This window comes from Haliea atlantica (assembly GCF_054779855.1).
In genome coordinates, this window is record NZ_BAAGXL010000026.1 from 94,054 (window position 1) to 118,216 (window position 24,163).

General features: G+C 66.4%; 23 protein-coding genes. 8 read left to right on the top strand and 15 right to left on the bottom strand.

What is annotated here, in order from left to right:
• Positions 1-32: 32 nt before the first annotated feature.
• Positions 33-1,469 carry a PhoH family protein gene (locus ACYVGS_RS16425; protein WP_460589771.1) on the bottom strand — a complete coding sequence of 479 codons (1,437 nt, stop codon included), beginning with the start codon at positions 1,467-1,469 and terminating at the stop codon, positions 33-35.
• A 440-nt stretch (positions 1,470-1,909) separates the two neighbouring features.
• Between ACYVGS_RS16425 and ACYVGS_RS16430 the strand changes: the two genes are divergently transcribed.
• Positions 1,910-3,925 carry a VacB/RNase II family 3'-5' exoribonuclease gene (locus ACYVGS_RS16430; RefSeq protein WP_460589772.1) on the top strand — a complete coding sequence of 672 codons (2,016 nt, stop codon included), beginning with the start codon at positions 1,910-1,912 and terminating at the stop codon, positions 3,923-3,925.
• A 52-nt stretch (positions 3,926-3,977) separates the two neighbouring features.
• On the opposite strand, the gene ACYVGS_RS16435 is transcribed toward ACYVGS_RS16430, so the two are convergent.
• Together ACYVGS_RS16435 and ACYVGS_RS16440 are read right to left on the bottom strand one after the other, a co-directional pair.
• Positions 3,978-5,009 carry a phosphotransferase family protein gene (locus tag ACYVGS_RS16435; RefSeq protein WP_460589773.1) on the bottom strand — a complete coding sequence of 344 codons (1,032 nt, stop codon included), beginning with the start codon at positions 5,007-5,009 and terminating at the stop codon, positions 3,978-3,980.
• Positions 5,002-6,324 (bottom strand): acyl-CoA dehydrogenase family protein, encoded by a 1,323-nt coding sequence (locus tag ACYVGS_RS16440; RefSeq protein ID WP_460589774.1) that lies wholly within the window; start codon positions 6,322-6,324, stop codon positions 5,002-5,004. The genes ACYVGS_RS16435 and ACYVGS_RS16440 overlap by 8 nt, the downstream gene beginning before the upstream one ends.
• 211 nt (positions 6,325-6,535) lie before the next feature.
• On the opposite strand from ACYVGS_RS16440, the gene ACYVGS_RS16445 reads away from it, so the two are divergent.
• The gene (locus ACYVGS_RS16445; RefSeq protein ID WP_460589775.1) at positions 6,536-7,162 is read left to right on the top strand and encodes a TetR/AcrR family transcriptional regulator; all 627 of its coding nucleotides are present in this window, start codon (positions 6,536-6,538) and stop codon (positions 7,160-7,162) included.
• Here ACYVGS_RS16445 and asnS read toward each other — a convergent pair.
• The 3 genes from asnS to ACYVGS_RS16460 form a co-directional block, all read right to left on the bottom strand.
• Complete coding sequence (asnS, locus tag ACYVGS_RS16450; RefSeq protein WP_460589776.1) at positions 7,159-8,556, bottom strand: asparagine--tRNA ligase; 1,398 nt, start codon at positions 8,554-8,556, stop codon at positions 7,159-7,161. The two genes, ACYVGS_RS16445 and asnS, sit on opposite strands and share 4 nt — an antisense overlap.
• Positions 8,557-8,625: 69 nt before the next feature.
• Positions 8,626-9,186, bottom strand: a complete 561-nt coding sequence (locus tag ACYVGS_RS16455; protein WP_460589777.1) for a lipid-binding SYLF domain-containing protein — start codon at positions 9,184-9,186, stop codon at positions 8,626-8,628.
• Entirely contained in the window at positions 9,183-10,130 is a 948-nt protein-coding gene (locus tag ACYVGS_RS16460; RefSeq protein WP_460589778.1) for an SDR family NAD(P)-dependent oxidoreductase, read from the bottom strand. Before ACYVGS_RS16460 ends, ACYVGS_RS16455 begins: the two co-directional genes overlap by 4 nt.
• 93 nt (positions 10,131-10,223) lie before the next feature.
• Between ACYVGS_RS16460 and ACYVGS_RS16465 the strand changes: the two genes are divergently transcribed.
• Entirely contained in the window at positions 10,224-10,619 is a 396-nt protein-coding gene (locus tag ACYVGS_RS16465; RefSeq protein WP_460589779.1) for a PPOX class F420-dependent oxidoreductase, read from the top strand.
• Here ACYVGS_RS16465 and ACYVGS_RS16470 read toward each other — a convergent pair.
• Positions 10,586-11,770: a tetratricopeptide repeat protein gene (locus ACYVGS_RS16470; protein ID WP_460589780.1), complete on the bottom strand. Its 1,185-nt coding sequence runs from the start codon at positions 11,768-11,770 to the stop codon at positions 10,586-10,588. The two genes, ACYVGS_RS16465 and ACYVGS_RS16470, sit on opposite strands and share 34 nt — an antisense overlap.
• Positions 11,771-11,948: 178 nt before the next feature.
• Here ACYVGS_RS16470 and ACYVGS_RS16475 point away from each other — a divergent pair, with 178 nt between their 5' ends.
• A complete protein-coding gene (locus ACYVGS_RS16475; protein ID WP_460589781.1) occupies positions 11,949-12,080 on the top strand; it encodes a hypothetical protein in 132 nt (43 codons plus the stop codon).
• 2 nt (positions 12,081-12,082) lie between these two features.
• Here ACYVGS_RS16475 and ACYVGS_RS16480 read toward each other — a convergent pair whose 3' ends face one another.
• The gene (locus tag ACYVGS_RS16480; protein ID WP_460589782.1) at positions 12,083-12,709 is read right to left on the bottom strand and encodes an adenine nucleotide alpha hydrolase family protein; all 627 of its coding nucleotides are present in this window, start codon (positions 12,707-12,709) and stop codon (positions 12,083-12,085) included.
• Positions 12,710-12,935: 226 nt separating this feature from the next.
• Between ACYVGS_RS16480 and ACYVGS_RS16485 the strand changes: the two genes are divergently transcribed.
• On the top strand, positions 12,936-14,063 hold the full coding sequence (locus ACYVGS_RS16485) for a nitronate monooxygenase (RefSeq protein WP_460589783.1): 1,128 nt from the start codon (positions 12,936-12,938) through the stop codon (positions 14,061-14,063).
• Between the two features lie 54 nt (positions 14,064-14,117).
• Here the strand turns inward: ACYVGS_RS16485 and ACYVGS_RS16490 are convergent, their stop codons facing one another.
• From ACYVGS_RS16490 to ACYVGS_RS16500, 3 genes are all read right to left on the bottom strand, one after another.
• Positions 14,118-14,900: a ParA family protein gene (locus ACYVGS_RS16490; protein ID WP_460589784.1), complete on the bottom strand. Its 783-nt coding sequence runs from the start codon at positions 14,898-14,900 to the stop codon at positions 14,118-14,120.
• Between the two features lie 71 nt (positions 14,901-14,971).
• Positions 14,972-16,129 (bottom strand): iron-containing alcohol dehydrogenase, encoded by a 1,158-nt coding sequence (locus ACYVGS_RS16495; protein ID WP_460589785.1) that lies wholly within the window; start codon positions 16,127-16,129, stop codon positions 14,972-14,974.
• A gap of 25 nt (positions 16,130-16,154) precedes the next feature.
• Positions 16,155-16,751, bottom strand: coding sequence for an NUDIX domain-containing protein (locus tag ACYVGS_RS16500; RefSeq protein ID WP_460589786.1), 597 nt, complete (start codon positions 16,749-16,751; stop codon positions 16,155-16,157).
• 104 nt (positions 16,752-16,855) lie between these two features.
• On the opposite strand from ACYVGS_RS16500, the gene ACYVGS_RS16505 reads away from it, so the two are divergent.
• Positions 16,856-18,145 carry a competence/damage-inducible protein A gene (locus ACYVGS_RS16505; protein ID WP_460589787.1) on the top strand — a complete coding sequence of 430 codons (1,290 nt, stop codon included), beginning with the start codon at positions 16,856-16,858 and terminating at the stop codon, positions 18,143-18,145.
• 9 nt (positions 18,146-18,154) lie between these two features.
• Here ACYVGS_RS16505 and ACYVGS_RS16510 read toward each other — a convergent pair whose 3' ends face one another.
• From ACYVGS_RS16510 to ACYVGS_RS16520, 3 genes are read right to left on the bottom strand one after another with little or no spacing between them, the layout of a single operon-like run.
• Complete coding sequence (locus tag ACYVGS_RS16510) at positions 18,155-18,601, bottom strand: lipocalin-like domain-containing protein (protein ID WP_460589788.1); 447 nt, start codon at positions 18,599-18,601, stop codon at positions 18,155-18,157.
• Positions 18,602-18,624: 23 nt separating this feature from the next.
• Positions 18,625-19,263, bottom strand: coding sequence for a pyridoxal 5'-phosphate synthase (gene pdxH, locus ACYVGS_RS16515; RefSeq protein ID WP_460589789.1), 639 nt, complete (start codon positions 19,261-19,263; stop codon positions 18,625-18,627).
• A 29-nt stretch (positions 19,264-19,292) separates the two neighbouring features.
• The gene (locus ACYVGS_RS16520) at positions 19,293-19,598 is read right to left on the bottom strand and encodes a hypothetical protein (protein WP_460589790.1); all 306 of its coding nucleotides are present in this window, start codon (positions 19,596-19,598) and stop codon (positions 19,293-19,295) included.
• A 187-nt stretch (positions 19,599-19,785) separates the two neighbouring features.
• Between ACYVGS_RS16520 and ggt the strand changes: the two genes are divergently transcribed.
• The gene (ggt, locus tag ACYVGS_RS16525; RefSeq protein WP_460589791.1) at positions 19,786-21,522 is read left to right on the top strand and encodes a gamma-glutamyltransferase family protein; all 1,737 of its coding nucleotides are present in this window, start codon (positions 19,786-19,788) and stop codon (positions 21,520-21,522) included.
• Between the two features lie 414 nt (positions 21,523-21,936).
• Here the strand turns inward: ggt and ACYVGS_RS16530 are convergent, their stop codons facing one another.
• Positions 21,937-22,731: a thioesterase family protein gene (locus ACYVGS_RS16530; protein WP_460589792.1), complete on the bottom strand. Its 795-nt coding sequence runs from the start codon at positions 22,729-22,731 to the stop codon at positions 21,937-21,939.
• Between the two features lie 128 nt (positions 22,732-22,859).
• On the opposite strand from ACYVGS_RS16530, the gene ACYVGS_RS16535 reads away from it, so the two are divergent.
• A complete protein-coding gene (locus ACYVGS_RS16535; protein ID WP_460589793.1) occupies positions 22,860-24,122 on the top strand; it encodes a hypothetical protein in 1,263 nt (420 codons plus the stop codon).
• Positions 24,123-24,163: the final 41 nt, after the last annotated feature.

Below are 24,163 nucleotides of genomic sequence, written 5' to 3' on the forward strand. Positions count from 1 at the left end.
CGACCGGACCCGGCCGCCCACCTGACGGCCCTCTACAGCTGCTCCTCGGCAAAAGCGGCGAGACGCGAGCGGACAATCCCGTTGACGTGCATGATGCCCGCGTGGGGATAGGCCTTGGCCTTCTCCACCAGGTAGGTCAGCCCCGAGGTGAGGGGGGAGATGTACTTGTTGTCGATCTGCGCCAGGTTGCCCAGCACCACGATGCGAGAATCCGCCCCGACCCGGCTGATCACCGACTTGAGCTGGAACTGGGTCAGTCCCTGGGCCTCGTCGATGATGATGTAGGCGTTGTTGAAGGAGCGCCCGCGCATGAAATTGAGCGACTTGAACTGGATATTCGCGCGCTCCTTGACGTAGGCGATACTGCCACCGCAGGACTCGTCGGCACCGTGGAGAATTTCCAGGTTGTCGTCGAAAGCAGCCAGCCAGGGGGCCATCTTCTCCTCCTCGGTTCCCGGCAGGAAACCGATATCCTCGGCGATCGGTGGCGTGGACCGCGCCACGATCAATTTGCTGAAACGTTTCTGCTCGAGGATCGCATGCAGGCCATAGGCGAGCGCCAGCAGCGTCTTGCCCGACCCGGCGGGACCGGTCATCACCGTCATGTCGACATTCTCGTCGGCTAGCAGCGCCATGGCCATGGCCTGCTCCATGTTGCGCGGTGACATGCCCCAGAAGCGCCGGTGCATCAGGCTGTCCCGACTGTCGCAGCGCAGGTAGACATAGTCGCTGTCGATGCGCTGCACCACCGCCACCAGGTCGCGTTCGTCGAGGTAGAACAGGCGCGGATAGGCCTCGGGCAAGTAGCGCCGGGGTACGCGGTGCAGGGTCACCGCCTCCTCGCGCAAGGTGTCCACCTCCGGAATACGCGACCAGAAATCCCCTTCCACCACCTGGTAGCCCTTGGCCAGCAGGTCGATATCGTCGAGGATGCGGTCCCGGCGGTAGTCCTCCACATGCATCAGGCCCGAGCCCTTGGCCTTGATGCGCATGTTGATGTCCTTGGTCACCAGGCAGACAAAGGCCCCGGGCTGTTCCGCCTGCAGGCGCAGGGCGACGTTGATGATGCGGTTGTCATTGGCCTGGTCCTGGGTGACATCCAGGTAGGGCACATCGCCGGCATCGGTGAGCAGCTGGTCGGGGTAGATGGCCAGCGTTCCCAGAGGCCCCTCGACCGCGCTGCCCGGGACGTCCACCCCCGCCTGTATGGACTGCGGCGAAGCGCCGTCCACCACTTTGTCGATCATGTTGATGGCTATCCGCGCCTCGCGACTGACGGTCTTCTCGTGGCGGTCCTTGATGTGGTCCAGCTCCTCCAGCACGGTCATGGGAATGACCACATGGTGTTCGTTGAAAGCAGTAATGGCGGTGGGGTCGTGAAGCAGGACATTGGTGTCCAGGACGTAGGTTTTCTTGACGACCGCTTTCAGTGCGGTCTTTTCGATGCGCAGGGAAGTGCCTGAGTCCATACAGCAGTCCTCGTGGGTTGGGGCAGGGGCGTAGCGGAAAACAGGAGAAGAGAATCAGGGGGCGGGAGGGGGTGTTGACGAATCGGCGAGCGGCACCTCCAGGCTCCGGGGGAACGGAGGTGGGCAGGAGGACAGTCTCGCGTCGGCGGTCGTCTCAAGGGCACTTACCCGCATCGGGATACACCACAACTTGCCTTCGAGTGAACACCCGGGCGGACACAAAGTCAATGCTGGCACGATGTCGGCCCGCAGGAGGGACAGTGCCCCTTCCGGGACACGCTGCGAGTACATCCTTGTACGCTCGGCGTCGGCATCCATGCCTCCGACGGTCCCGGAAGGGGCACTGTCCCTCCTGCTACCGTCAGCGCGACGCCCGGCGAGCCTGACAGGCGCGGTGAATTCGGCTACGATGCCGGATTGCTGAAAGGACCCTGTTCACCATGTTAGACAGCGACTCGCTCTCCAGGCTGAAAGGCCTCAAATCCCAGATGGAGGCTGAAAAAGAGCGCGCCGACGCCACCGTCAAGGGGACCCAGTCCCGCTACGGTTTCGCGGTGCTTGACGATGGCCGGGAAGTTTTTATTCCACCCGACGAAATGCTCAAGGTGTTTCCCGACGACCGGGTGCGCGTGTGTGTGCGGCCGGGCAAGGACAACCGCACCGTCGCCGATATCGAAAAGCTGCTCGACAGCCCCCTGGCCGACTTCACCGGACGCTGCGTGCGCAAGGGCAAGGCCATCTTCGTCCAGCCCGACCTGCCCTGGCTCAAGCGCTGGCTGTTCATACCGCCGCACGCACGCAACGGCGTCAAGGAGGGCGACTATCTCCGCGCCGCGATCCTCCGTCACCCGATCCGCGACGGCAAACCCCAGGCCAAGGTGCTGCAGGTCTACGGCAACGACGAGACCCCGGGCATCGAAAACAGTTACTGCATGGGCAAGTACCGGCTGCCGGTCGACTGGAGCGGGCCCGCCCGCGGCGAACTGCAGACGCAGCTGACCCAGTGCAGCCCACTCCAGGACAGCGCGCGGAAAGACCTGACCGGGCTGGAGTTTGTCTCCATTGACGCCAGCCGCACCCTGGACATCGATGACGCTCTCTACGCCGACAGCAGCAGCGAAGGCTGGACCCTGTATGTCGCGATTGCCGACCCCACGGCGTGGATTCCCCGCGGCTCGCGCTTGGAGGAAGACATCGCGGCACGGGCGACATCGGTGTATTTCCACGGTGACGTACTGCCCATGCTGCCGGAGGAACTGGCCCAGGTGCACTGCGCCCTGGCAGAGGGCGAGGACCGCCCCGCCCTGGTCTGCAAGCTCAGCGTGAACAATGAGGGTGAACTGGGCGAGTTCGAGTTTATCGAGGCCACGATCCGCTCCCGCGCCAAGCTCTCCTATGTGGCAGTGGATCGCTATCTGAACGGCCACGCCGACGAGCTGATGAGCCACGCCACGCCCCTGGAGGCCCTGTACCAGCTCTACCGTGCGCTGCGCGGGCGCCGCGAGGCGCGCGAGCTGGTGATGGAGGATCGCCAGGAGTTCCGCTGGATTCTCAACGACCGCAAGCAGATCGATCATATCGAGCCCCACGAGAAGCTGCTTTCCCAGCGCCTGGTGGAGGAATGCATGATCGCCGCCAACCGCTGTGCCGCCAGCTTTCTCCAGCGCCACCAGGCGAAGGGCCCCTTCGTGGTCCACCCCGGCTTTCGCAACGACCGCCTCGACGAGGCGCGTCAGTTCCTCGCCCTGCACGCCCCCGCCACCGAGGCCCTGGACCTGGCCAGCCGCGAGGGCTACCGCGACATCATGCGCGCCCTTTCAGAAGACGGCGGCGATCTGCCCCTGCGCGCCATGGTAAACCGTCTGCTGACGCGGGCGGAGATCACCACCGAGGCGGGACTGCACATGGGCATGTCCCTGGAGTCCTACACCAACTGCACCTCGCCCCTGCGCAAGTACGTGGACTTTCTGGCACACCAGCAGATCAAGGCTGTGCTGCGAGGAGAGCCCGCGGACCGCGTCGATGCCGACATGCTGGCCCGCCTGCAGGCTCGCCTGCTCAATGTACGTGCCGCCACCCTGGAGGCCGAGCGCTGGCTGGCAAGCCGCTACCTGGCCCGCCTGGCCAAAGACAACAGCGAGGGCTTCCCCGCCCACATTACCCACGTCAACAGTTCCGGATTTACCGTGCGACTGGACGACTACGGGCTGGAGGGCTTTGTGGACCTGCGCAAGGACCCGGAGAAGTTCAGTTACGACAAGTGGACCGCCAGCTTGACCAGCACCACCCGTCGCTTCCAGCTGCACCAGGCGGTGCGGGTGGACTACCAGGGCGCCGATGGCGAAAACCAGCACCAGGCGCAGTTCGGCCTGCGCGCGGGAGAGGGGCTCAAGCCACCGAAAGGCCCCGCGGAGCACACCGATCAGGCCGCGCCGCCAAACGGGCCGCCGGCCTGAGCCCTCCTCCCCCGCCGGGTCACGCCATCAGCGGGGGCACTACAGGCCCCAATCAGGCGGCCTGCAGGATGCTGTCCGCCCGCTGCAGGTAGCGCTCGACGCGGGCGGCAATCCGCTCCAGCGACTCCACTTTCATGCCGCCTCCGGCGCCCTTCTGCAGCCTCGCATAGACCCCTTCGACGATGCAGGCCTGCTTCCACCAGCTGAAGGCGAGGTACCAGTCCAGGTGCCGCAGTGTCAGGCCTGCTCGGGCCTGGTAGGTCTCCAGGACCGCCTGACGCCGCGGGAAGTTTGGGTTGCGCGTCGGTGGATCCATCAGCCAGGTCAGGCTGTCCTCCGGTTCCGCCCAATAACACAGTGACCAGACAAAGTCGGCGACAGGGTCGCCAATCGTGCACAGCTCCCAATCCAGCACGGCAGCCAGGTTCCAGTCGCCATCCAGCACCACGTTGTCGAAGCGGTAGTCGCCGTGCACCAGACCGGGTGCCGTCTGCGGCTCCGGCACGCTCGCTGCCAGTGCCCGGTGCAGGCGATTGAGCAGCGGCAGATCGCGCGTGGCGCCCGCCTCCACTTGCGTCGCCCAGCGCTTGAGCTGGCGCTCCAGGTAGTGCTCGTGCCGTGCCAGGTCCGCCAGTCCCGCCGCCTCGAGGTCCACCTGGTGCAGTCGCACCTGCCCTTCGATCAGGCTGTCTGAGGCGCGCTCGCAGGCGGCGGCGGACATCGTCCCGGTAGCGGCGAGGTCCCGCAGGATGTGCCCTTCGACCTTTTCCATGCAGTAGAACTCGGCGCCGTTGACCGCCGGGTCATCGCACCAGGCCAGCATCTCGGGCACTGGCACCCCGGACCCCGACAGCGCACGCATGATGCGGTGCTCCCGCCGCATGTCGTGGGCGGTGGCGATCCGCGCCCGCACCGGCGGGCGACGCAGCACGAAGGCGCCGCCGCCAGCGTCGCTGACAATGTAGGTCAGGTTTGAACCGCCGGCCGCCACCAGTTCGAAGTGGTAGGGGGGCGGATGCCCCGGCAGTGCCTGCGCCAGCCAGCCGCTCAGCGGCTCTCGATTAATGCCCTTCACCTCAGCCATCCGCCGACTCCCTGCGCACCCTTGCCAGTTGTTCGCCATAGCGGGCCATGGCCCGCGCCCGCTGCTCCGGAATGTACTCCCGCGGTTTGCCCTCCCGGGGCGTCAGTCCTTTCAGCACCAGGCGCGCCACGGTCTGCCGGTGCACCTCGTCGGCGCCATCGGCGACCCGAAGCCCGCGCCCCGCGCGGTACATTTTCTCCAGCGGCATATCGCAGGAGTAGCCGAGAGAGCCGTGCACCTGTATCGCGCGGTCGATGACGCCGAGCATGATGTTCGGCAGGGCAAACTTGGCCGCCGCGATATCCTTCTGCGCCTGGGGACTGTGGGGCCCACTGCTGTCCATGGTCCAGGCCGCCTTGAGCACCAGCAGACGGGCCATTTCGATCTCCACGTAGCTGTCGGCAATCATCGCCTGCACCATCTGGTGCCTTCCCAGGGGCTTGCCCTTGCTGACCCGGGAGACCGCCCGCTCCTGCATCATTTCGAAAGCGCGGTTGCACTGGCCGATCATGCGCATGGCGTGATGAATGCGACCGCCACCCAGGCGCTTCTGCGCCAGGATGAAACCATCCCCGGGCTCCCCGATCATGTGGTCCAGGGGCACCCGACAGTCCTCGAAGCGCAGCTCGGTATGGCCGCCAATGCGACTGGCCAGGTCCCCCGCCTCCGTGTAGGCAGGATGGGCCATGGTGCCGATATCGCGGATCAGCCGCAGACCGGGGGTGCCCCGGGGCACGATCACCATACTGGCACGCCGATGCGGAGGCGCCTCCGGATCCGTCACCACCATGGCCACCAGGAAGTCCGCCACCGAGGCATTGGAGGTGAACCACTTGTGCCCGTTCAGGACCCAGTGGTCGCCGTCGCGGACACAGCGGGTCTCGATGCCGGTGGGGTCGGAGCCGGAATTCTCGAACTCGGTGAGCGAGAAGGCGGAGCGCTGCTCGCCCCGCAGCAGCGGCGCGAGCCAACGCTCGCGCTGTGCCGTATTGGCTCCGGCGGCAATCAGCTCGGCATTGCCGGAGTCGGGGGCCTGGCAGCCGAACACTTCGGGCGCCAGATCCGTGCGCCCCAGCACCTCGTGCATCAGCGCCAGGTGTACCTGCCCGCGCCCCTGGCCGCCGTCCTCGGGCGGCAGGTGGGCCGCCCACAGGCCGCGCTCCCGGACCTGCTGCTTGAGCGGGGCAAACATCGCATCCATCTGTTGCTGGTTGAGATCCTCCAGCAGCAGCTCCAGCGGGATGACTTCCTCGTCCACGAAACGTCGCATCCAATCCAGCTCTTCCTGCACGGATGCCGCAATACTGAAATCCATCGTTATTCTCCCGTCACCAACCCAGACTCAAGGGGCTCGCCGCCCGGCACGCCAACTGGCGCAACAGCACGCTGCCCCGGGCAGCCTGTCTCCAGGCAGTAGAGCACAGAAGAATTATGTACTCAACATCATTTTTGAACTAGAATTCACTTTTATGAAACAGAACCCCTTCATGCCGCCGGGGGTGAAGCAAAAGAGGAAGTGACGTCTTATGGGCTTGCGGGAAGAAAAAAAACGGCACACCCGTCAACAGATCCTGCACGCCAGCGCTCAGCGGTTTAGTGATCGGGGTTTCGAGGGCACACGCATGGACGATATTGCCCGGGATGCCGGCGTGTCGCGCACCACCCTGTTCAATTACTTTCCCAGCAAGGACGATATCGTGCTGGCGATGGCCAGCAGCTTCGAGCAACAGTTCCCGGAGCGCATCCGCGCCAGCTGCCACTCACCGGCCAGCACCCGCGAGCGCCTCACCGACATTTTTCGGGAGGCAGCTCACTACTTCACCCGACATCGCGCACTCAACGCGGTTATCTACCCCGAGCTGACCCGCATACGCGGCGGCCGGGACCGGAGCAATCGGCAGGTGACGGACGCCTACCGGGAGGCCTTCACCGAGCTGCTGCAAATCGGGCGGGACCAGGGCGATGTCAGATCCGACATCGCCAGCGACATCCTCGCCGACATGCTGTGGTCGGCCCTTTCGACCGGCCTCTACCGGGCCTTCGGAGAACACGACAAAAAGCGCGACATTGAAGCCGCATTCGCCGACTACGCCCGCCTGATGGCGGATGCCCTCGCCCCTCCCCGCCAGCCCGCTGTACCGGCAGTGCGCTAGAAGTGCGCGTTGCCCGGCGTGCGTGGGAACGGGATCGCGTCGCGGACATTCTCCATGCCCGTGACATAATTGAGCAGACGCTCAAACCCCAGGCCAAACCCCGCGTGGGGGACGCTGCCGTAACGGCGCAGGTCGCGGTACCACCAGAGCTCGTCACGCAGGCCGGGGTCCATGCGCTGGTCGAGCACCTCCAGGCGCTCCTCCCGCTGGCTGCCGCCGATGATTTCTCCAATACCCGGCGCCAGAACGTCCATTGCGGCCACGGTCTGCTCGTCGTCATTCAGGCGCATGTAGAAGGCCTTGATATCCTTCGGGTAATTCATCAGGACCACGGGCCTGCCGACGTGTTTTTCGGCCAGGTAGCGCTCGTGCTCGGAAGCCAGGTCCGTACCCCAGGCCACCGGGAATTCAAAGCTTTCACCACAGTTTTCCAGGATACGGACCGCCTCGGCGTACTCCATGCGCTCGAAAGGCTGTTCAATCACGCCGCGCAGGCGCTCGATAACGCCGCTGTCGATACGCTGCTGGAAGAACGCCATGTCGTCCTCGCGTTCTTCAAGAACCCGGGTGAGCAGGTGCTTGAGCAGGCCCTCGGCCAGGTCGGCATTGTCCTGCAGGTCGGCAAAGGCCACCTCGGGCTCCACCATCCAGAACTCCGCCAGATGACGGCTGGTATTGGAGTTTTCCGCGCGGAAGGTGGGGCCGAAGGTGTACACCTTACTCATCGCCAGGCAGTAGGACTCCACCTCCAGCTGGCCGGACACGGTCAGGAAGGCCTCGCCATCGAAGAAGTCCTGAGCAAAATCCACGGCGCCGGCCGGCGTGCGCGGCAGGTTGGCGAAATCCAGGGTGCTGACCCGGAACAGCTCCCCCGCACCCTCGCAGTCACTGCCGGTAATGATCGGTGTATTGACCCAGTAGAAGCCGTGCTGATGGAAGTAATTGTGAATGGCGTTGGCCAGGGTCGCGCGGACCCGGGTAATCGCCCCGAAGGTGTTGGTGCGCGGGCGCAGATGCGCCTGGGTGCGCAGGTACTCGAAGCTGTGCCGCTTTTTCGCGATGGGGTAGGACTCGGGGTCCTCGACCCAGCCGTGGACCTCGACCGAACTGGCCTGGATTTCCACGCTCTGCCCTTTGCCCTGGGAGGCCACCAGCTCCCCGTGCACGGTCACCGCACAGCCAGTGGACAGGTGCAGGACCTCGCTGTGGTAATTCTCCAGCTCACTGGGCACCACCGCCTGCAGGGCATCAAAGGCGGAGCCATCGTGCACGGCGAGGAAAGAGATGCCGGCCTTGGAGTCACGCTTGCTGCGCAGCCAGCCACTGACGGTGACCTGGCTGCCAATGGCGAGGGCGCCTGACAGGATGTGCGCGACGGGGGTGGAACGGGGCATGGATGAACTCCCTGGGCCTGAGTCGGAAAGACCCGCAGGATACCCAAAAGCCGCCGGGCTCGGCCAGCCTCAGCGAATGCGGCTGAGGGTATTGTTGGCCAGCCGCAGGGGCTCTCGCAGCGCCGGGCCCGCCAGGCTGAAGCCCAGCACCGGCGACTGCCCACCCGCAGCCGACCAGCGCGGGGGGCGCCTGTGCTCGAGAACACTGACACGTCCGTCCAGGCCCAGCCGCCAGACCGGGCGGTTGCGGAAGTCCCACAGCGCTTCATCGGTCATGAACAACAACACATCCGTGCGGTGTGCGACCCCCGGGGGCAACAGGGGAGGCTCGGCGCTGGTGGAGGCGTAGTGGGCCACCACCGCGCCGGCAACCAGCAGAGCCCCTTCACCGTACTGGCCGCCCTCGCCGAAGGTCATCGGCACCACCTCGGGAAACACCAGCACCGCCCGGGCGCTGTCAATCAGGCGGGCCAGGTCGGGAGAACCGTGTGTGACCCGGTCCAGCACGCGACTGGCCCGTTGCTCCAGGGTATCCACCCGCGGCGGAGACTCGGCCCGGATTGATCCGCTTGCCACCGACAGCAGGCAGAGGAGGCACCACAGACCCGTGAGCCGGCGCCAGGCGCTCACGTCAGATCCACCCCGGTCCACTCCACCGACAGCGCCCACAATTGTTCGGCGGCCTGTGGATCGGTGGCGTGGGACTGCACGCCCTCGAAGTCGTCCGGGCCCGCCGCGGCCGCCACATGGCAGTCCTCCAGATACAAGCCCCCGCAGCCCTCGAGATCAGGCGCCGTGGCCGCCCAGACCGACGTCGCCGCCCCCTGGGCCGGGGTCTTGAACTGCAGCCGGGTGCCCTCGGGCAAGTTGCGGGTCATGGCGCGCATGTCGTCAGCATCCATGTGGCGGCCCAGCTCGGTATTGATGGCACCCGGGTGTACCGCAAAAGCGCGCACGCCGCGCTCGCGCAGGCGGGCGTCCAGGGCCACCGTGAACAGGACATTGGCGGTCTTCGACTGCCCGTAGGCGTCCCACTTGTCGTAGGCCCGCTGCCGGTAGTTGGGGTCATCGAAGTGCATGCCGCCCATGCGATGACCGGCAGAACTCAGGTTGACCACCCGCGCCGCCCTTCCCGGCTCTGCGGCGGCCTGCAGAGCGGGTGCGAGCAGCACCGTAAGCAGGAAATGGCCAACGTGATTGGTACCCAGCTGCATCTCGAAGCCCTGCCGGGTATGGCCGAGCGGAGTCGCCATGACTCCCGCATTGTTGATCAGCAGATCAATGCGGGGCCAGTCGTGCAGGATACCCTGGGCAGCCTGGCGAATCTGGTCGAGATCAGCCAGATCCAGCCGGACACTGTGCAGCCGCTCCGCGGGCACCTCATTGGCCAGACGCTCACGCACCGTTTCCAGCTTTGCCGTGTCCCTGGCCAGCATCACCACCTCGGCACCCGCGGCGGCCAGGCTGCGCACGGTCTCCACACCCAGCCCCGCCGAGGCCCCCGTCACTACCGCCACCTTCCCCGCCAGGGAAACGCCCTGCAGCACTTCATCGGTCGTCGTTTCGAAGGCCATTCATTCGCTCCTGTAGCTGTTATCATGCACGGCACGCGGGGCGCGCGTCTTCGCCCGCACTCCGCACCGGAACACGACTCTACCGGAAGGCCAATGAACAGGGAACTGATGGCACAGATCGACACGGCGCAGTACATCAGTCTGGCCACCCGCCGCCGCAACGGCAAATTTGTACCCACACCGGTGTGGTTTGCGCCGCAGGGTGGAGCCTACTATGTGTTTTCCTCGGGCGATGCAGGCAAGGTCAAGCGCCTGCGCAACTTCAGCGATGCCCGTATTGCCCCCTGCACAGTCACCGGCAAGCTGACCGATGGCTGGGTGGAAGCCAAAGCACAGCTGATCGAGGACCCCGCCGAAATACGCAGCGCGCTCGAGGCCCTGCAACACAAGTATGGCTGGCAGATGCGCCTCATCAACTTCCTGTCACGGCTGAGCGGCCGGCTCAAGCAGCGCGCCTACATCCGCGTACTGCCGCGTTCGGGGGGCTGAGCCCGGGCCTGCTGCAGTACCCGCAGCTTTCCTTCCAGGGCGCGCACATCACTGTCCAGGCTGGCGGCCGCCAGGGCGCGCTCCAGCAGTGCCTCGGCGCGGCGGTTGTGCCCCAGGCGCAGCTCCACCAGAGCGGCCTCCTTGAGCAACTGACTGTCATCCGGGAGCAGTTTCAGTGCCCGCTGGTAATGGACAAGGGCAGCCGTCCAGTTTTCCTGTGCCCCCGCGTGCTGGGCCAGTGAGGCGTGATACCAGGGGCTGCTGTCCCGGTGCTGCCTCAAGGCGTACTCCCAGCGCTGGCGTTCGCTGTCCCGCCCCTGCCGACTGTAGAGCAACACCAGGTTGTTCATCGCGGAGCGCTCACGGGAATCCAGCTCAAGGGCGCGCAACCAGGCCTCCTCGGCAATATCCTCCCGCTCCGCGTGCCGGTAAAGCACCCCGACATTCACCCACAGCTGCGCCATGTCCGGCGCAAGGCGCAGGGCACGCAGGGATTCCCGCCAGGCCAAGCCCATATCGCCGGCTTCCATGGCCTCCACGGCCAGGTTGTTGTAGTGCAGCGCCGCCGCCTGGTAGTCGCGCAGCAGGTGGGTACCGGCCACGTCCCCGGGCTGCAAGGGGTCGATATCGACCATGTAGCGATTGCCATCCGGCAGCCGCACCACCACGTTCACATGCAGCCCGCGGGCAACCCGATCGCCCAGATGTGACCACTGGGGACGGACCTCGAGCCACTGGAAGCGCGCATCCAGGCCCGCTTCGCGGGCCAGGGCCACGAACAGGTTGGCGTATCCGAGGCAATTGGCAGTGCCGCGGTGGAACACCTCGCGGGCACTGCCGTCGGCAAAGGGGTCGTACTGGAGGCCGAGGGTTCCCGCGCCGCGCAGCGCCTCGTGCAGGCTGGTCAGACGACGCTGGGGATGCGCGTCCCGGGGGGCGTAATGGACCAGAAACCGGCGCATCGCCTCATCCAGCCCCAGCAGGTCGGCAGCCGGTTCATCCGCTGCGGCAGATGCCTCAATGCCCGGCAGGGGCGGCAGGTCACGCACGGCATCGGCAAAGCGTGGCGCGTGGCTGCAGCCCACCACCGTGATCAGCGCCAGGGTGATGATCAGCCTTGCGACCCGGATACCGCGGAACGGGCTTGTCATACCGGCCCCTCTCCCTTTAGCGTTGGTCAAAGTATAGACCGTTCAGCGGCGATCTGCCGTCGCCCGGCCAGCGTCGTTCAGCGCCGGGATCGCGGTTTTCTTGACCCGCATCAAGGCGGAAAGGCCGCGGCTTTTCCACACTGGGAAGTATCGGCAACCCGAATCAGGGAGGTTTGACATGACCCAACACATGCGCCCGGAAGACACCCGGGAAGACGAACGCACACTCAAGCGCCTGGCGGCAGTCACCGCGGGCTTTCTGGTGGCGACCGCGGTCATGGCGGTGGTGATCGGCCTGGTAATGGGCTGAGTTCAGGCCGCCGTATGCAGCCCGCACTCGCGGCCGTCGTGCACCTTGGTGGGATCGAAATAGTGACGGCAGGTGGGAAGGTGGTGCTCGGCCATGTAGGCCTCCACGTCGGCCTCCGACCAGTAGAACAAGGGCGCCACCTTGAGAATGCCGCGGTCATCCAGTGACACGACGTCCAGGGTCTTGCGGTGTTCGGTCTCTTCCCGGCGGATACCGGTGAGCCAGATCTCCGGCTGGAACTCCGCCAGCGCCCGCGAAAAGGGCTCGAGCTTGACCTGCCGGGTAAACTCCCGGTGGCGCTCTTCGTCGTCCACCGTGGGGATGCCGCCCATGATTGCATTGCGGCGTTCGGAGGTCATCAGCGGTGAGTAGACATGGATGTTGAGCGCCAGATCCTGGATCAGACGCTCGGCCACCACGTAGGTATCCCGCAGGTTGTAACCGGTATCCACCCAAATCGTCGGCACGGAGGGATCCACCTGGCTGACCAGATGCAGCATCACGGCGGCATTGCGCCCCATGCTGGTGGTGGCAATGGTGCGGCGGCCCTGGGCCAGGGCCCAGCTAACCACCTCGCCGGCACTGGCGTGGCGGAGCGCGGCGTTGGCCTTGGCAATATCAATATCCACTACAGATCGCGTCACACAGAACAGGATGAGCGAGGCACTTTAAAGAATCAAAACAGCCTTGCCAAATAACTTACTTGCATATCGTTATGCAGCCCCCCGGCCCCCGGTGCACCGACATCAGGGGCTTTGAGCGGATCGGCCAATCGCCCTGACACCCCGGCACCATTGCAGCGCGCCCCGGGCGCGCCAATACTGCGGCAATCCACTGTCAGTCCGGGAGCACACCATGACGCAGACCCTGTCCGAACGCCTGGGTATCGACTACCCCATCTTCGCATTCACCCACTGCCGCGACGTGGTTGTCGCCGTCAGCAAGGCCGGCGGTATCGGCGTACTCGGCGCAGTGGGCTTCACGCCCGAGCAGCTGAAGGAAGAGCTGGACTGGATCGACGAGCACATCGGCGACCGCCCCTACGGCGTGGATATCGTGATCCCCCAGAAGTACGAGGGCATGGGGGACATGAGCCCGGAGGAACTGGAAGCCCAGCTGTGGAAAATGATTCCCCCGGAACATATCGACTTCGCCCAGAAACTGCTCGCCGACGCCGGCGTGCCGGAATGGCCCGACGGCAGCAAGAGCATGGGTCTGCTGGGCTGGACCGAAGCCACCGCCACGCCGCTGCTGGAAGAGGCGCTGAAGCGGCCCAAATGCCGTCTGATCGCCAACGCGCTGGGCACCCCGCCCGCGGACAAGATTCGCCGGGTACAGGAATCGGGCCGCCTGATCGGCGCACTCTGCGGCCGGGTCAAGCAGGCCGTGGCCCACAAGGAGGCCGGGCTCGATTTCGTGGTGGCCCAGGGCGGTGAAGGCGGCGGGCACACCGGCGACGTCGGCTCGATGGTGTTGTGGCCGCAGATCGTCGATGCCATCGGCGACCTGCCGATGCTGGCCGCCGGGGGCATTGGCAATGGCCGGCAGGTCGCGGCGGCCATGGCCCTGGGGGCCGCCGGCGTGTGGACCGGCTCACTCTGGCTGACCGTGGAGGAGGCCCACATGGAACCGGCGCAGAAGGCCACCCTGCTCAAGGCCACCAGCGAAGACACCGTGCGCTCGCGCTCGTGGACCGGCAAGCCCTGCCGCATGCTGCGCAACGAGTGGACCGAGGCCTGGGAGCGCGCGGACACGCCGGAACCGCTGGGCATGCCCCTGCAGGGCATGGTGACCTCGGACGGCATTCGACGCACCGCGGTCTACGCCAGCCACGGCGACTGCCAGAAGGTGGCCTTCAACCCCTGCGGTCAGGTGATCGGCCAGATCAACGAAGTGGAATCCGTACGCCAGGTGATGTTCCGCCTCCTCGACGAGTACGTCGAGGCAGTGGGCAAGGCGGGCAGCCTGCTGCCGGAGGTGTAGACAGGCCTTGGCAGCCTGCCGGGCCGGCCAGCGGGGCCGCGCCCGGTGCGGAATTCAGCGCGACTCCAGTTCGTCGTAGAGGTCGAGGAACTGCCCGGTCAGCTTGTGGCTGGGCGCCAGGTCGATCAGCGGGCGGTGCTCCCGGTGGGATTCGCGCATTTTCACCGAGGCACTCAGGTAGGTGGCACACACCGGGTAGCCCTCCTCCTCGAGCTCGGCCACCAGCTCCCCCGGCAAGCGCGCCTGGCTGTTGAACTGGTTGATCAGGATGCCCTCCACCTCCAGGTCCGGATTGTGGTCCTCCTGCAGCTCGGCGATGTTGTCCATCAGCGCATACAGGCTCTGGCGTGCAAAGCTGTCGCAATCAAAGGGAATCAGTACCGCATCGGCGGCAATCAGCGCCGATTTGGAGAAGAAGTTGAAGTTCGGCGGGGTGTCGATATAGATGCGATCGTAGACCTCATCCAGCTTTTCCAGGGCGTCGCGCAGCTTGTAGATCTTGTAGCGGGCCTCCAGCTCGCGCTCCAGTTGTGTGAGATAGGGGCTGGAGGGCAGCAGGTAGAGATTTTCCCAGGGCGTCTCCCAGACAAAGGCATCGGGGTTCTTGCGCATGCGCTTGGAGCCCACCGTCTGCTTGAACAACCCGGCCGCACCCTGGGCCTCGGCGGGAAAAGCCTCGGCGTCGATCTCGCCCACCAGGTAGTGCGTGGTATTGCCCTGCACATCCAGGTCCACCACCAGGGTGCGCAGGCCGCGGGCGGCGCTGATCGCGGCGAGATTGCAGGTGATGCTGGTCTTGCCCACGCCACCTTTCTGGTTGAATACCACGCGTTTCATGCGGAGACCTCCACCTGTCACAGGGCTGATCAGTGTAGCCAATGGCCAGGGGCTTGAATAGGCACCCGGATTCAGGCCCAGAGTCGGCGGTAAAGAGCCTCGATCTCCGCCGCGCTGGCCAGCCGCGGGTTATTGGCCGGGGAGCCGGATGCCAGGGCCTGCTCGGCCATCAAGGGCAGTGCCTCCCGCCAGTCAGCTTCGGCAATGCCCCAGGCCTCGGGGCCGGGGACCTCCAGCCTGACGGTGAGGGCCCGCAGGCCGCTGACCAGCCGCTCCACGGCCCGCTCGTCACACTCACCCGGTGCCGCCAGGCCCAGTGCCCGGGCGCAGTCGGCGTAGCGCCCTGGCGCCGCAGGCACCGACCAGGCGGTGACCTCGGCCAGCAACATGGCATTGCCCAGGCCGTGGGGCACGTGGAAATGCGCCCCCAAGGGTCGGCTCATGCCGTGGATCAGGGTCACCGAGGCATTGGCAAAGGCGATGCCGGCCTGCGTCGCGGCCAGCATCATGGCCTCCCGTGCGGCGCAGTTGCCGGGCTCCCGCCAGGCGGTCTCCAGGTACCGACCGATGGCGGTCAGGGCCGCCAGCGCCAGGCTGTCGGTAAAGGGGTTGGCCTTGCGACTGACATAGGCCTCCAGGGCGTGGCACAGCGCGTCCAGCCCGGTATCGGCGGTAAGGCGCGGCGGCATGCTCAGGGACAGTTCGTAGTCCACCAGCGCCGCCGCAGGCACCAGGCCCGGCCCCATGCAGAGCATTTTCTCGCCATCCCGGGAATCCGTGATCACGGCGGCTCGCGTCACCTCTGAACCGGTACCCGCGGTGGTGGGGACGGCAATCACCGGCAGCCCCGGCGGCACGCTGGCGGGCACCCGGTAGTCTCGCATCTCGCCGCCGTGGCGGGCGAGCACGGCAATCGCCTTGGCGGTGTCGATGGCGCTGCCGCCGCCGAGCGCGACCAGGCAGTCGTAATCTCCTTCCGCGCAGACCGCCAGCCCCGCGCCGACGCTGTCAGTGGTCGGGTCCGGGACACAGTCGGCAAACACGCCACAGGGCACCTGCGCCTCCCCCAGGGCGCGCAACAGGGGCTCGTGCAGACCCTGCGCGGCGAGGAAAGGATCGGTCACCAGCAGCGGCCGGTGCAGCCCCAGCTGGCTCAACGTCTCCAGCAGACGCTCGCGGCAACCGCCGCCGATATGCAGCAGACCGGGCATCAGAACGGTCGCATTCATGCCTTGCCTCCCGATGTCTCGCGGCTCATCCGCGGGGCTCGCCGGGCTGGCCAGGTGAAACCCGGCGGCTGAGATAAGTGTGCTCGGTCATTTCCGTGTGCCAGACCTCGAATTCCCCCGATGCCAGATCGTCGTAGGCACGCACAATGACGTCGTTCACCTCCGGATAGGCCACCCGGTCCCAGGGACACTCCTCCCGGGAAAAGAAGCCGCAGTCCAGGGATTCCACACCCGGCAGCACGAACTCGGTATCCACCGCCGCCCGGAAGGCGACGTAGACCTGATTGATGAAGGTGATGGTGCCGGTCATGTAGAGCTGCAGCTGTGAGGCCGGCAGGGCGACGCCGCTCTCCTCGCGCAACTCCCGCGCGGCACCTTCGGCCAGTGTCTCTCCCTGCTCCAGGAAACCGCCGGGAATGGCCCAGTGCCCCCGCTTCGGCGGCAGCGCGCGCTGCACCCAAAGCAGGCGCTGGCCACAGGCGACAAAACAGGTAACCACGACCATGGGAAAATCGTGGTGCAGGCGGCCGCAGCGGGTACACTGCCAGTGGTTGCGCACCTCCCCACCCACGACATGGCGCTTCAGAGTCGCGCCGCACTCCGGACAATACCTGGTTTTCAAGCGCCTGGCTCTCCCTGCGCGCCGACTGACTGAATGAACATAGCATTTTGCCGTTTCAAAAGCATTGGCGCTATCCTGTGGCCTCCAACCCGCAAGGAACGCCCATGAGCCACCGCCTCCCCCGCATCCAGCTACTCCTGACCGGCAACGAACTGATGAGCGGCGACACCATCGATTCCAACTCCGCCCTGATCGCCCGGCGCCTGGGCGAACTCGGCCTGCCCGTCGCCCGCAAGGTCACCCTCGGGGACGACGCCGGCGCTCTCGAACGCGAGCTGCGGGAGATGGCGAACAACGCCGATTTTCTGCTGGTCAACGGTGGCCTCGGTCCCACCGTGGACGACCTCACCGCCGAGATACTGGCGCGGGCGGCCGGCGTGCCCCTGAGTGAGCATCCGGAAGCGCTGGCGCACCTCGAAACCTGGTGCCAGCGGCGCCAGCTGCCCCTCAACCACGCCAATCGCAAGCAGGCCATGCTGCCCGCGGGCGCCGATGTGGTGGCCAACCCCATCGGCAGCGCCGTGGGTTTCGCCCTGTCCCTGGGCAGCTGCCGAGTGGTCTGCACACCCGGTGTGCCGGGTGAGCTCACCGCCATGCTCGACGACATTCTGGTGGACCTGCAGCAGCGCTGGGGGCTCCAGGGCAAACGCCACATACTGCGCCTGCAAACCTTCGGCCTGGGCGAATCCACGGCCCAGCAAATGATCGCGGATGCCTGCCCCGACTGGCCCCCGGAAGTGGAACTGGGATTTCGCGCCGGCGCGCCGCAGCTGGAGCTCAAGCTGGCGGTAGACCGCTCGGAGTATCTGCCCCTGCGCCAGCGCTGCCTCGAGCAGCTCGAAAGCCTGTTCGGCGATCACATCATCGGCGAGGGGGACGCCAGCCTGGCGAGCCGGGTGCTGGAACTCCTGGCCGGCCGCGGCGAGACCCTGACCACGGCGGAATCCTGTACCGGCGGCCGGATCGCCAGCCTGCTGACCCAGGTGCCGGGCTCCTCCGCGGCCTTCCACGCCGGCTTCGTCACCTATCACAACACAATCAAGCAGCGGGTGCTGGGCGTCAGCGAGGAAAGCCTGCAGCGCTGGGGCGCCGTCAGCGAGGCGGTGGTTCGGGAAATGGCCCTGGGCGCCCTGGAACGGGCCAGCGCCAACTATGCGATCGCCGTGTCCGGAGTGGCGGGTCCCGATGGCGGCAGTCCCGACAAACCCGTCGGCACCGTGTGGCTGGCCTGGGGCAGCGCGGACGACCTGAAGACTCGCTGCCTGCATTGGCCGGTGGAACGTACCTTGTTCCAGACCATGGTCGCCGCCGCGGGGCTGGACGCCATCCGCCGGATGCTGCTCGGACTGCCCGAGGACTCCCGCTACTTCCGACAGCGGAAGACCTCCGGCTGAGACTGCTGCTCAGTCCGCGGTGGGCGGCGCCTTGTGCCAGACCAGGGTGTGGTAACGGGTGACACCGCGGGCCTGGTCCTTGCCGCTGAGCACCAGCGTCTGACCGTCCAGCTCCGCGTGTCGCACCTGCTCGGTGCCGGGAAAGTTCGGATTGAGGCTCTGGGTGACGTAGTGGGTGACCACGCCCTCCCGCACGCGAAAGCGGCCCGCGTAGTGGAAATAGCTGGCGTAGGCGTCCGCCTTGAGCGACTCGGGCACCTTGCGCGGGCTCTCGTTCCCGGGCAAGTGCGGGCGCTTGCGCCGTGAGATCGAGGCACTCATCCAGCCATCCTCGCTGTACACCAGCAAGCCCAGCGGATCTTCACCAAAGGGCTGGGTGAAGTCCTCGCGATCCTCGTAGCCGATGCTCCAGGACTCGAGTTGCCAGGCGCCGATCAGGTCGTGCTTGTCGATCATGGGTGGAAATCTCTCCTTGTCTTTCAGGGTTGCAGGCGTTCGATGCGCCAGCTGCCATTGTCCTCGGCATAATAGCGAAAACGGTCGTGTAGCCGATGGGCTCCACCCTGCCAGAATTCGATGCGTTGGGGAACGACCCGATAACCGCCCCAGAAATCCGGGACCGGCACCTCGCCGCGGGAAAACTTGTTCTTCAGCGATTGCATCTGTTGCTCCAGCAACGCGCGGGTACTGATCCCCCGGCTCTGCCTTGAGGCCCAGGCGGCAAGCTGACTCTCCCGCGGGCGGCTGAGGAAATAGCGCGCCGACTCGGCGGCGGACAGCCGTTCCACCCGCCCGCCAATAATGACCTGCCGGTCCAGTGCATTCCAGGGAAACAGCAACGACACCCGCGGGTGCTCCGCCATGTCCCGCGCCTTGTTGCTGCCGTAGTTGGTATAGAACACGAAGCCGGCGGGGGAGGCTCCCTTGAGCAAGACGATCCGCTGCCAGGGATTCCCCTCGGCATCGACGGTGGCCAGCACCATCGCCGTGGGATCGCTGATGCCCCCGGTCACGGCCTGCTCCAGCCAGAGTTCGAACTGGGCGACGGGGCAGTCATCCAGCATATGGCGACGCAGGCCACCGGCGAGATACTCGCGTCGAAATTCCTCGTACTGCATGGGGCCCTCCAGAGGCGGCAAAGCGGCCATTATAGGGAATCACTGGAGGTGGGCCAGACCGGCGCCCGCCGGCCAAAGCCGGGAATCTGCGGGAAGGGGAAAAAAGCCGGCCAGTCTTCGCCCCAGGCCGTCGCCAGCTCGTGGCCGAAGGTCTGCCGGTACTGGGCCGCCAGGCGAGATTGCAGTTGCTCGGGGCTGGCATGGCCAGCCAGGACGACGGCCTCCATCAAGCCCTCGGCGCGCAGGCGCAGGGTCGGCGGCGCATCCTCTCCCGCCGCCAGACGACCGTAGATCTCCTTCCAGCGGCCTTCCAGTTCCTCAATCAACGCAGACATGTGGCAATTCTCCCCGGGCTCGCCCCCTTGGGACGCGAAGCTCACCGCCCCCGCAGATCCAGGCGGAAACAGCTCGTGCAGTATGCGCACCGCGGCAAACCCGGTAAAGTCTGACTGCGGCGCCTGCAATCAGCGGACGCCGTGCCGCTGTGTTTCGCTCGCGCCCACCTCAAGGAGAAAGACCACCATGCGCCACCGCCTGCTCGCCTGTTGCTGTGCCCTGTTGATCACACTGAGCCCCGCCACACTGGCGCGGGAAACGGCGCAGCAGGCCCCCATCATCGACTACGGCAGCCGTTTCCTGCCGCAGGTGGCGCGCCAGGCCATGGTGGTCGGGCCGGAGCGCCTGGCCGCGGAAATCGGGCTCGATATCCTGCGCGAAGGTGGTAACGCCGTCGATGCTGCGGTCGCCACCGGGTTCGCCCTCGCCGTAAGCTATCCCCGGGCGGGCAACCTCGGCGGCGGCGGTTTCATGCTGATCCACCTCGACGAGGAAGACCGCCAGACCTTTATCGACTACCGGGAAACCGCGCCCGCTGCCGCCACCCGCGACCTGTTCCTGGATGAGCAGGGCGAGATCGACCGCCAGCGCAGCTACTTCAGCCACCTCTCCTCCGGTGTCCCGGGGACCGTTGCCGGCCTGATCCTGGCCCAGGAACGCTACGGCACACTGCCCCTGCCTCGCGTGCTCGCCCCCGCGATTGCGCTGGCGGAAGAGGGCCTGGAAGTGTCCTGGGCGCTGCAGTTCGAGATCGCCGCCCGGGCAGAACAGCTGCGCAAGAACCCCGAGGCCGCCCGCCTGTTCTTCAAGCCCGACGGCAGCGCCTACCGGATGGGTGACCACTGGCGCCAGCCGGAACTGGCCTGGACCCTGCGCCAGATCGCCGAGCGCGGCCGCGAAGGCTTTTATCAGGGGCCGGTTGCCGAGCGCATCGTCGCCGAGATGGAGCGCGGCGGCGGCCTGATCAGCGAGCAGGACCTGGCCGACTACCGCGCGCTGGAGCGAGAACCGGTGCGCGGCAGTTTCCAGGGTTTCGAGGTGGTATCCGCCCCGCCCCCCTCCTCCGGCGGCGTCCACATCCTGCAGATGCTCAACCTGCTGGAGGGCTTCGACCTCAAGGGCATGGGGCACAACAGCGCGGCCTACATCCATCACCTTGCGGAGGCCATGAAACTCGCCTACGCCGACCGCAGCCAGTTTCTCGCCGACCCGGATTTCGTCGAGGTGCCGGTTGCGCAGCTGACCAGCAAGTCCTACGCCGAGCGCCAGCGCGCTCTGGTTGACCCCGGGCGGGCCACCCCCTCCAGCGAGATTGCTCCCGGACGCGTTCTGGTGGAGGAGAGCCACGACACCACGCACTACAGCGTCGCCGACCGCTGGGGCAATGTGGTCACCAACACCTATACCCTGAACTTCAGCTTTGGCTCACACATCGCCGTGCCCGGCACCGGCATGCTGCTGAACAATGAGATGGCCGATTTCGCGGCCCGCCCGGGCAGCAGCAATGCCTTTGGCCTGGTGGAACACGAGGCCAACCGCATCGAGGGGGGCAAGCGTCCGCTTTCCTCCATGAGCCCCACCCTGGTGCTGCGCGATGGCGAACCCTGGCTGGCCACCGGCAGCCCCGGCGGTAGCGTGATCATTACCACGGTGTTGCAGACCCTGCTCAACGCGATGGTATTCGACATGAACGTCGCTGCGGCGGCCACCGAATCCCGCGTCCATCACCAGTGGCTACCCGACCGGCTGATCCTGGAGTCCGGCATCAGCCCGGATACCCGGCGCCTGCTGGAGTCCCTGGGCCACAATGTCGACACCACGCCGCGCACCCTGGGGCGGACGCAGTCGATCATGCTGGAGGGGGGCTACCTCTACGGCGCCACGGACCCCCGGCGGTTGGGGGGGCATGTGGCGGGCGAGTGATCCGGCTGCCCGGCCACTGCCGACTTCACGGGGCCCGGCGGGCTCAAGGCCCAGTTCCTCGCAGGTCGCCACGCCCCCAAACCCCCTCTGCCGACACGCTGCAAGTACGTCCGTGTACGCTCGTGGGCGGCCCTCCTTGGCCGCCCACGGTCGGCAGAGGGGGTTTGGGGGCGTAGCTCCTCGGGCTTTGGTGCGTGATTCTGGCTCCTGCGGACTGCAGGCTTCGGCGGGTCGACAATCCGGCGCAGCAGACACCCAACAGTCAGATTGAACCGGCCCCGAACCCCGCTCCCAGGCCGAGGAGCCGAGGGGTGTGGCCCCTGTCGCGACCGTGGGTGGCCATGGAGGGCCACCCACGAGCTTACATGGACGTACTTGCAGCGTGTCGCGACAGGGGCCACACCCCTCGGCGACCTACCCCCGAGACCGGGGCAGGCGGACCTTGGCGGTCTGGCGGCTGAGGGCCACGAGGGTGCCCTCGCTGTCCCAGTAGACACCATCCTCTTCCACCACCCCGCGACTGATACTGCGCGAGACCAGGCGCGCCTGCAAAGGCCCCGGGGCCGGGTGGGCGCGGAGCTGCACGGTCAGCTCCACCGTGGGTACCCAGCCGACCAGGCCCACGATGTCAAAAGCCGGGGGCGGAAAGGCATCGGCGAACATCAGCAGGCTGATCGCATCCGGCTCACTGCCGTCGGCATGGCGGAGCCAGCCGCTGAACTCGCCGCGACCACTGGGTTCGGCGCCCCGAAACACCTCGCCACCCTGGGCCAGCCGGACCTCCACGCGGGAGGCAAACTCGATCTGGCTGTTGCCACCACTGCAATCTTCCCAGGGTGCGATATCGGGACGCTCGAGATTGCTCCAACTCGGCCCCTGCAGTGCCTCGAGGTCGGTATAGGCCGCCGTAACCAGCAGTTTCAGTTCCTCCCCCTGGTAGAGCCGCAGGTTGCCAAAGCTGGTACTTCCGCCCGCACGCAGCAGCTCCACCCGGCAATCCACGGGGCCGAGCGCGGTCGGGGCGAGGTAAAAAGCATTTACCGTGAGCGGATCGGGGTGGGGCATGGCCTCGCGCAGCACCCGGCCGGCCAGTGCCAGGGTATAGCCCCCGTTGGGCACTTCGCCAATCCGCCAGCCGCGATGGAGCTCGCCGCGCCAGTGGCCTTCACCAACCCGGTGAACTTCGGTTTCCCGTACAAATTGTGACATGTGGCTTTCCTTGTGCCGGTGGTTTGAGCCGGACGGCTGGATGCCGCGTATTTTGGGTAGTATCAGGCACAGTGTATATACTGCCGGTGTGGGGCTCCCACGCCGGATAGGAACCGAGGCTGCAGACTGTGACGACATCGCACGACAGCGCCAGTTTTCCGGCCCTCTGGCTGAGCGCACTTCTGCTGGCGGCGGCCCCTGTCAGCGCGGCGGAAGTCGCCGGCCAGGGGCCGGGTCCGGAGGCGACAGCTGTCACCCCGGACACCCATATACCAGCAGACCTGCAGGCGCTGGAAGCCACCATTGCGCGACTGGAAAGCGAGCACGGCGCCTACAGTCCGGCCCTGCCCGAGCAGCTGCTCAGTCTGGGCCAGGCACTCCAGGCCGCGGGCAGGCACCGCGATGCGGCGACCGTGTTGCGTCGCGGCGCCCACCTGGCTCGCGTGAGCAGCGGCCTCTATGCCGGCACCCAGCTGCCCCTGCTGGAAGCCGAAATTGCCAGCCTCATGGCGCTGGCGGACTACCCCGCGGTGGACCAGCGGCAGACCTGGTTGCACCGGGTGCAACAGCGGGCCCTGTCGGCAGGCCCGGCCCGCGCCCGGGCACTGGTGCGGCATGCCGACTGGCAGCGCCTGGCCTATCTCTATGGCATCGACGAAGAGCCGGCGCACCGCTTGGCCGACATGTGGGAACTCAACCGGCAGGCGCTGAATGAGCTGCTGGAGAGCGAGGGCGATCGTTCGCCCCGTCTGCTGATGCCCCTGCGGGGCATGCTGCAGACCCAGTACCTGATCTCCGACCTGCAGTGGCAGGGTGGCCCGGGGCTCTACGATGCCTACCAGCTGGTCGACCGCGGGCCGGGGGCTCAGCGCAGCGCCTACCGTCGAGACAGCTTTCAGCAGGGGCTGTCACTGCTGCGGGCAATGCATGAGCTGCAGGTCGGCCAGTCCGGCGCCGGCGCACCCGCCACCGTGCGTACACTGGTGCAACTGGGGGACTGGCAGCAGTGGCACGGCGAGCACCAGGAGGCGCTCAAAACCTGGCGCCGGGCATTTGCGGAACTTGCCGGCAGCGATACTGCCCAAGCAAGGCGGGAGCTGGATGAATTGTTCTCGGCGCCGGTACCTCTGCCCGATCTTCCCGGGGTAAGTCTCTTCGCGCCGGTGCCGAAGAGTCCTGAGGGCGATATACTGCTGGAGTTTGATGTCGGCGCCGATGGCAGGGTCACCGATCTCCTGCGCAAGGACGACAACAGCGAGGTCAGCGGGGTCGCCCACAAACTCATGCGCAAGCTGCGCCGAACCCCCTTCCGCCCCCGATTTGATCCGGAGGTGGGGCAGCCAGTCGCCACCAATAACATGCTATGGGCCTATGACAGCAAACAGTGGTAAAAGCCTTTTTCGTCGCGGCCTGTATCTGGCAGGTGGCGCCG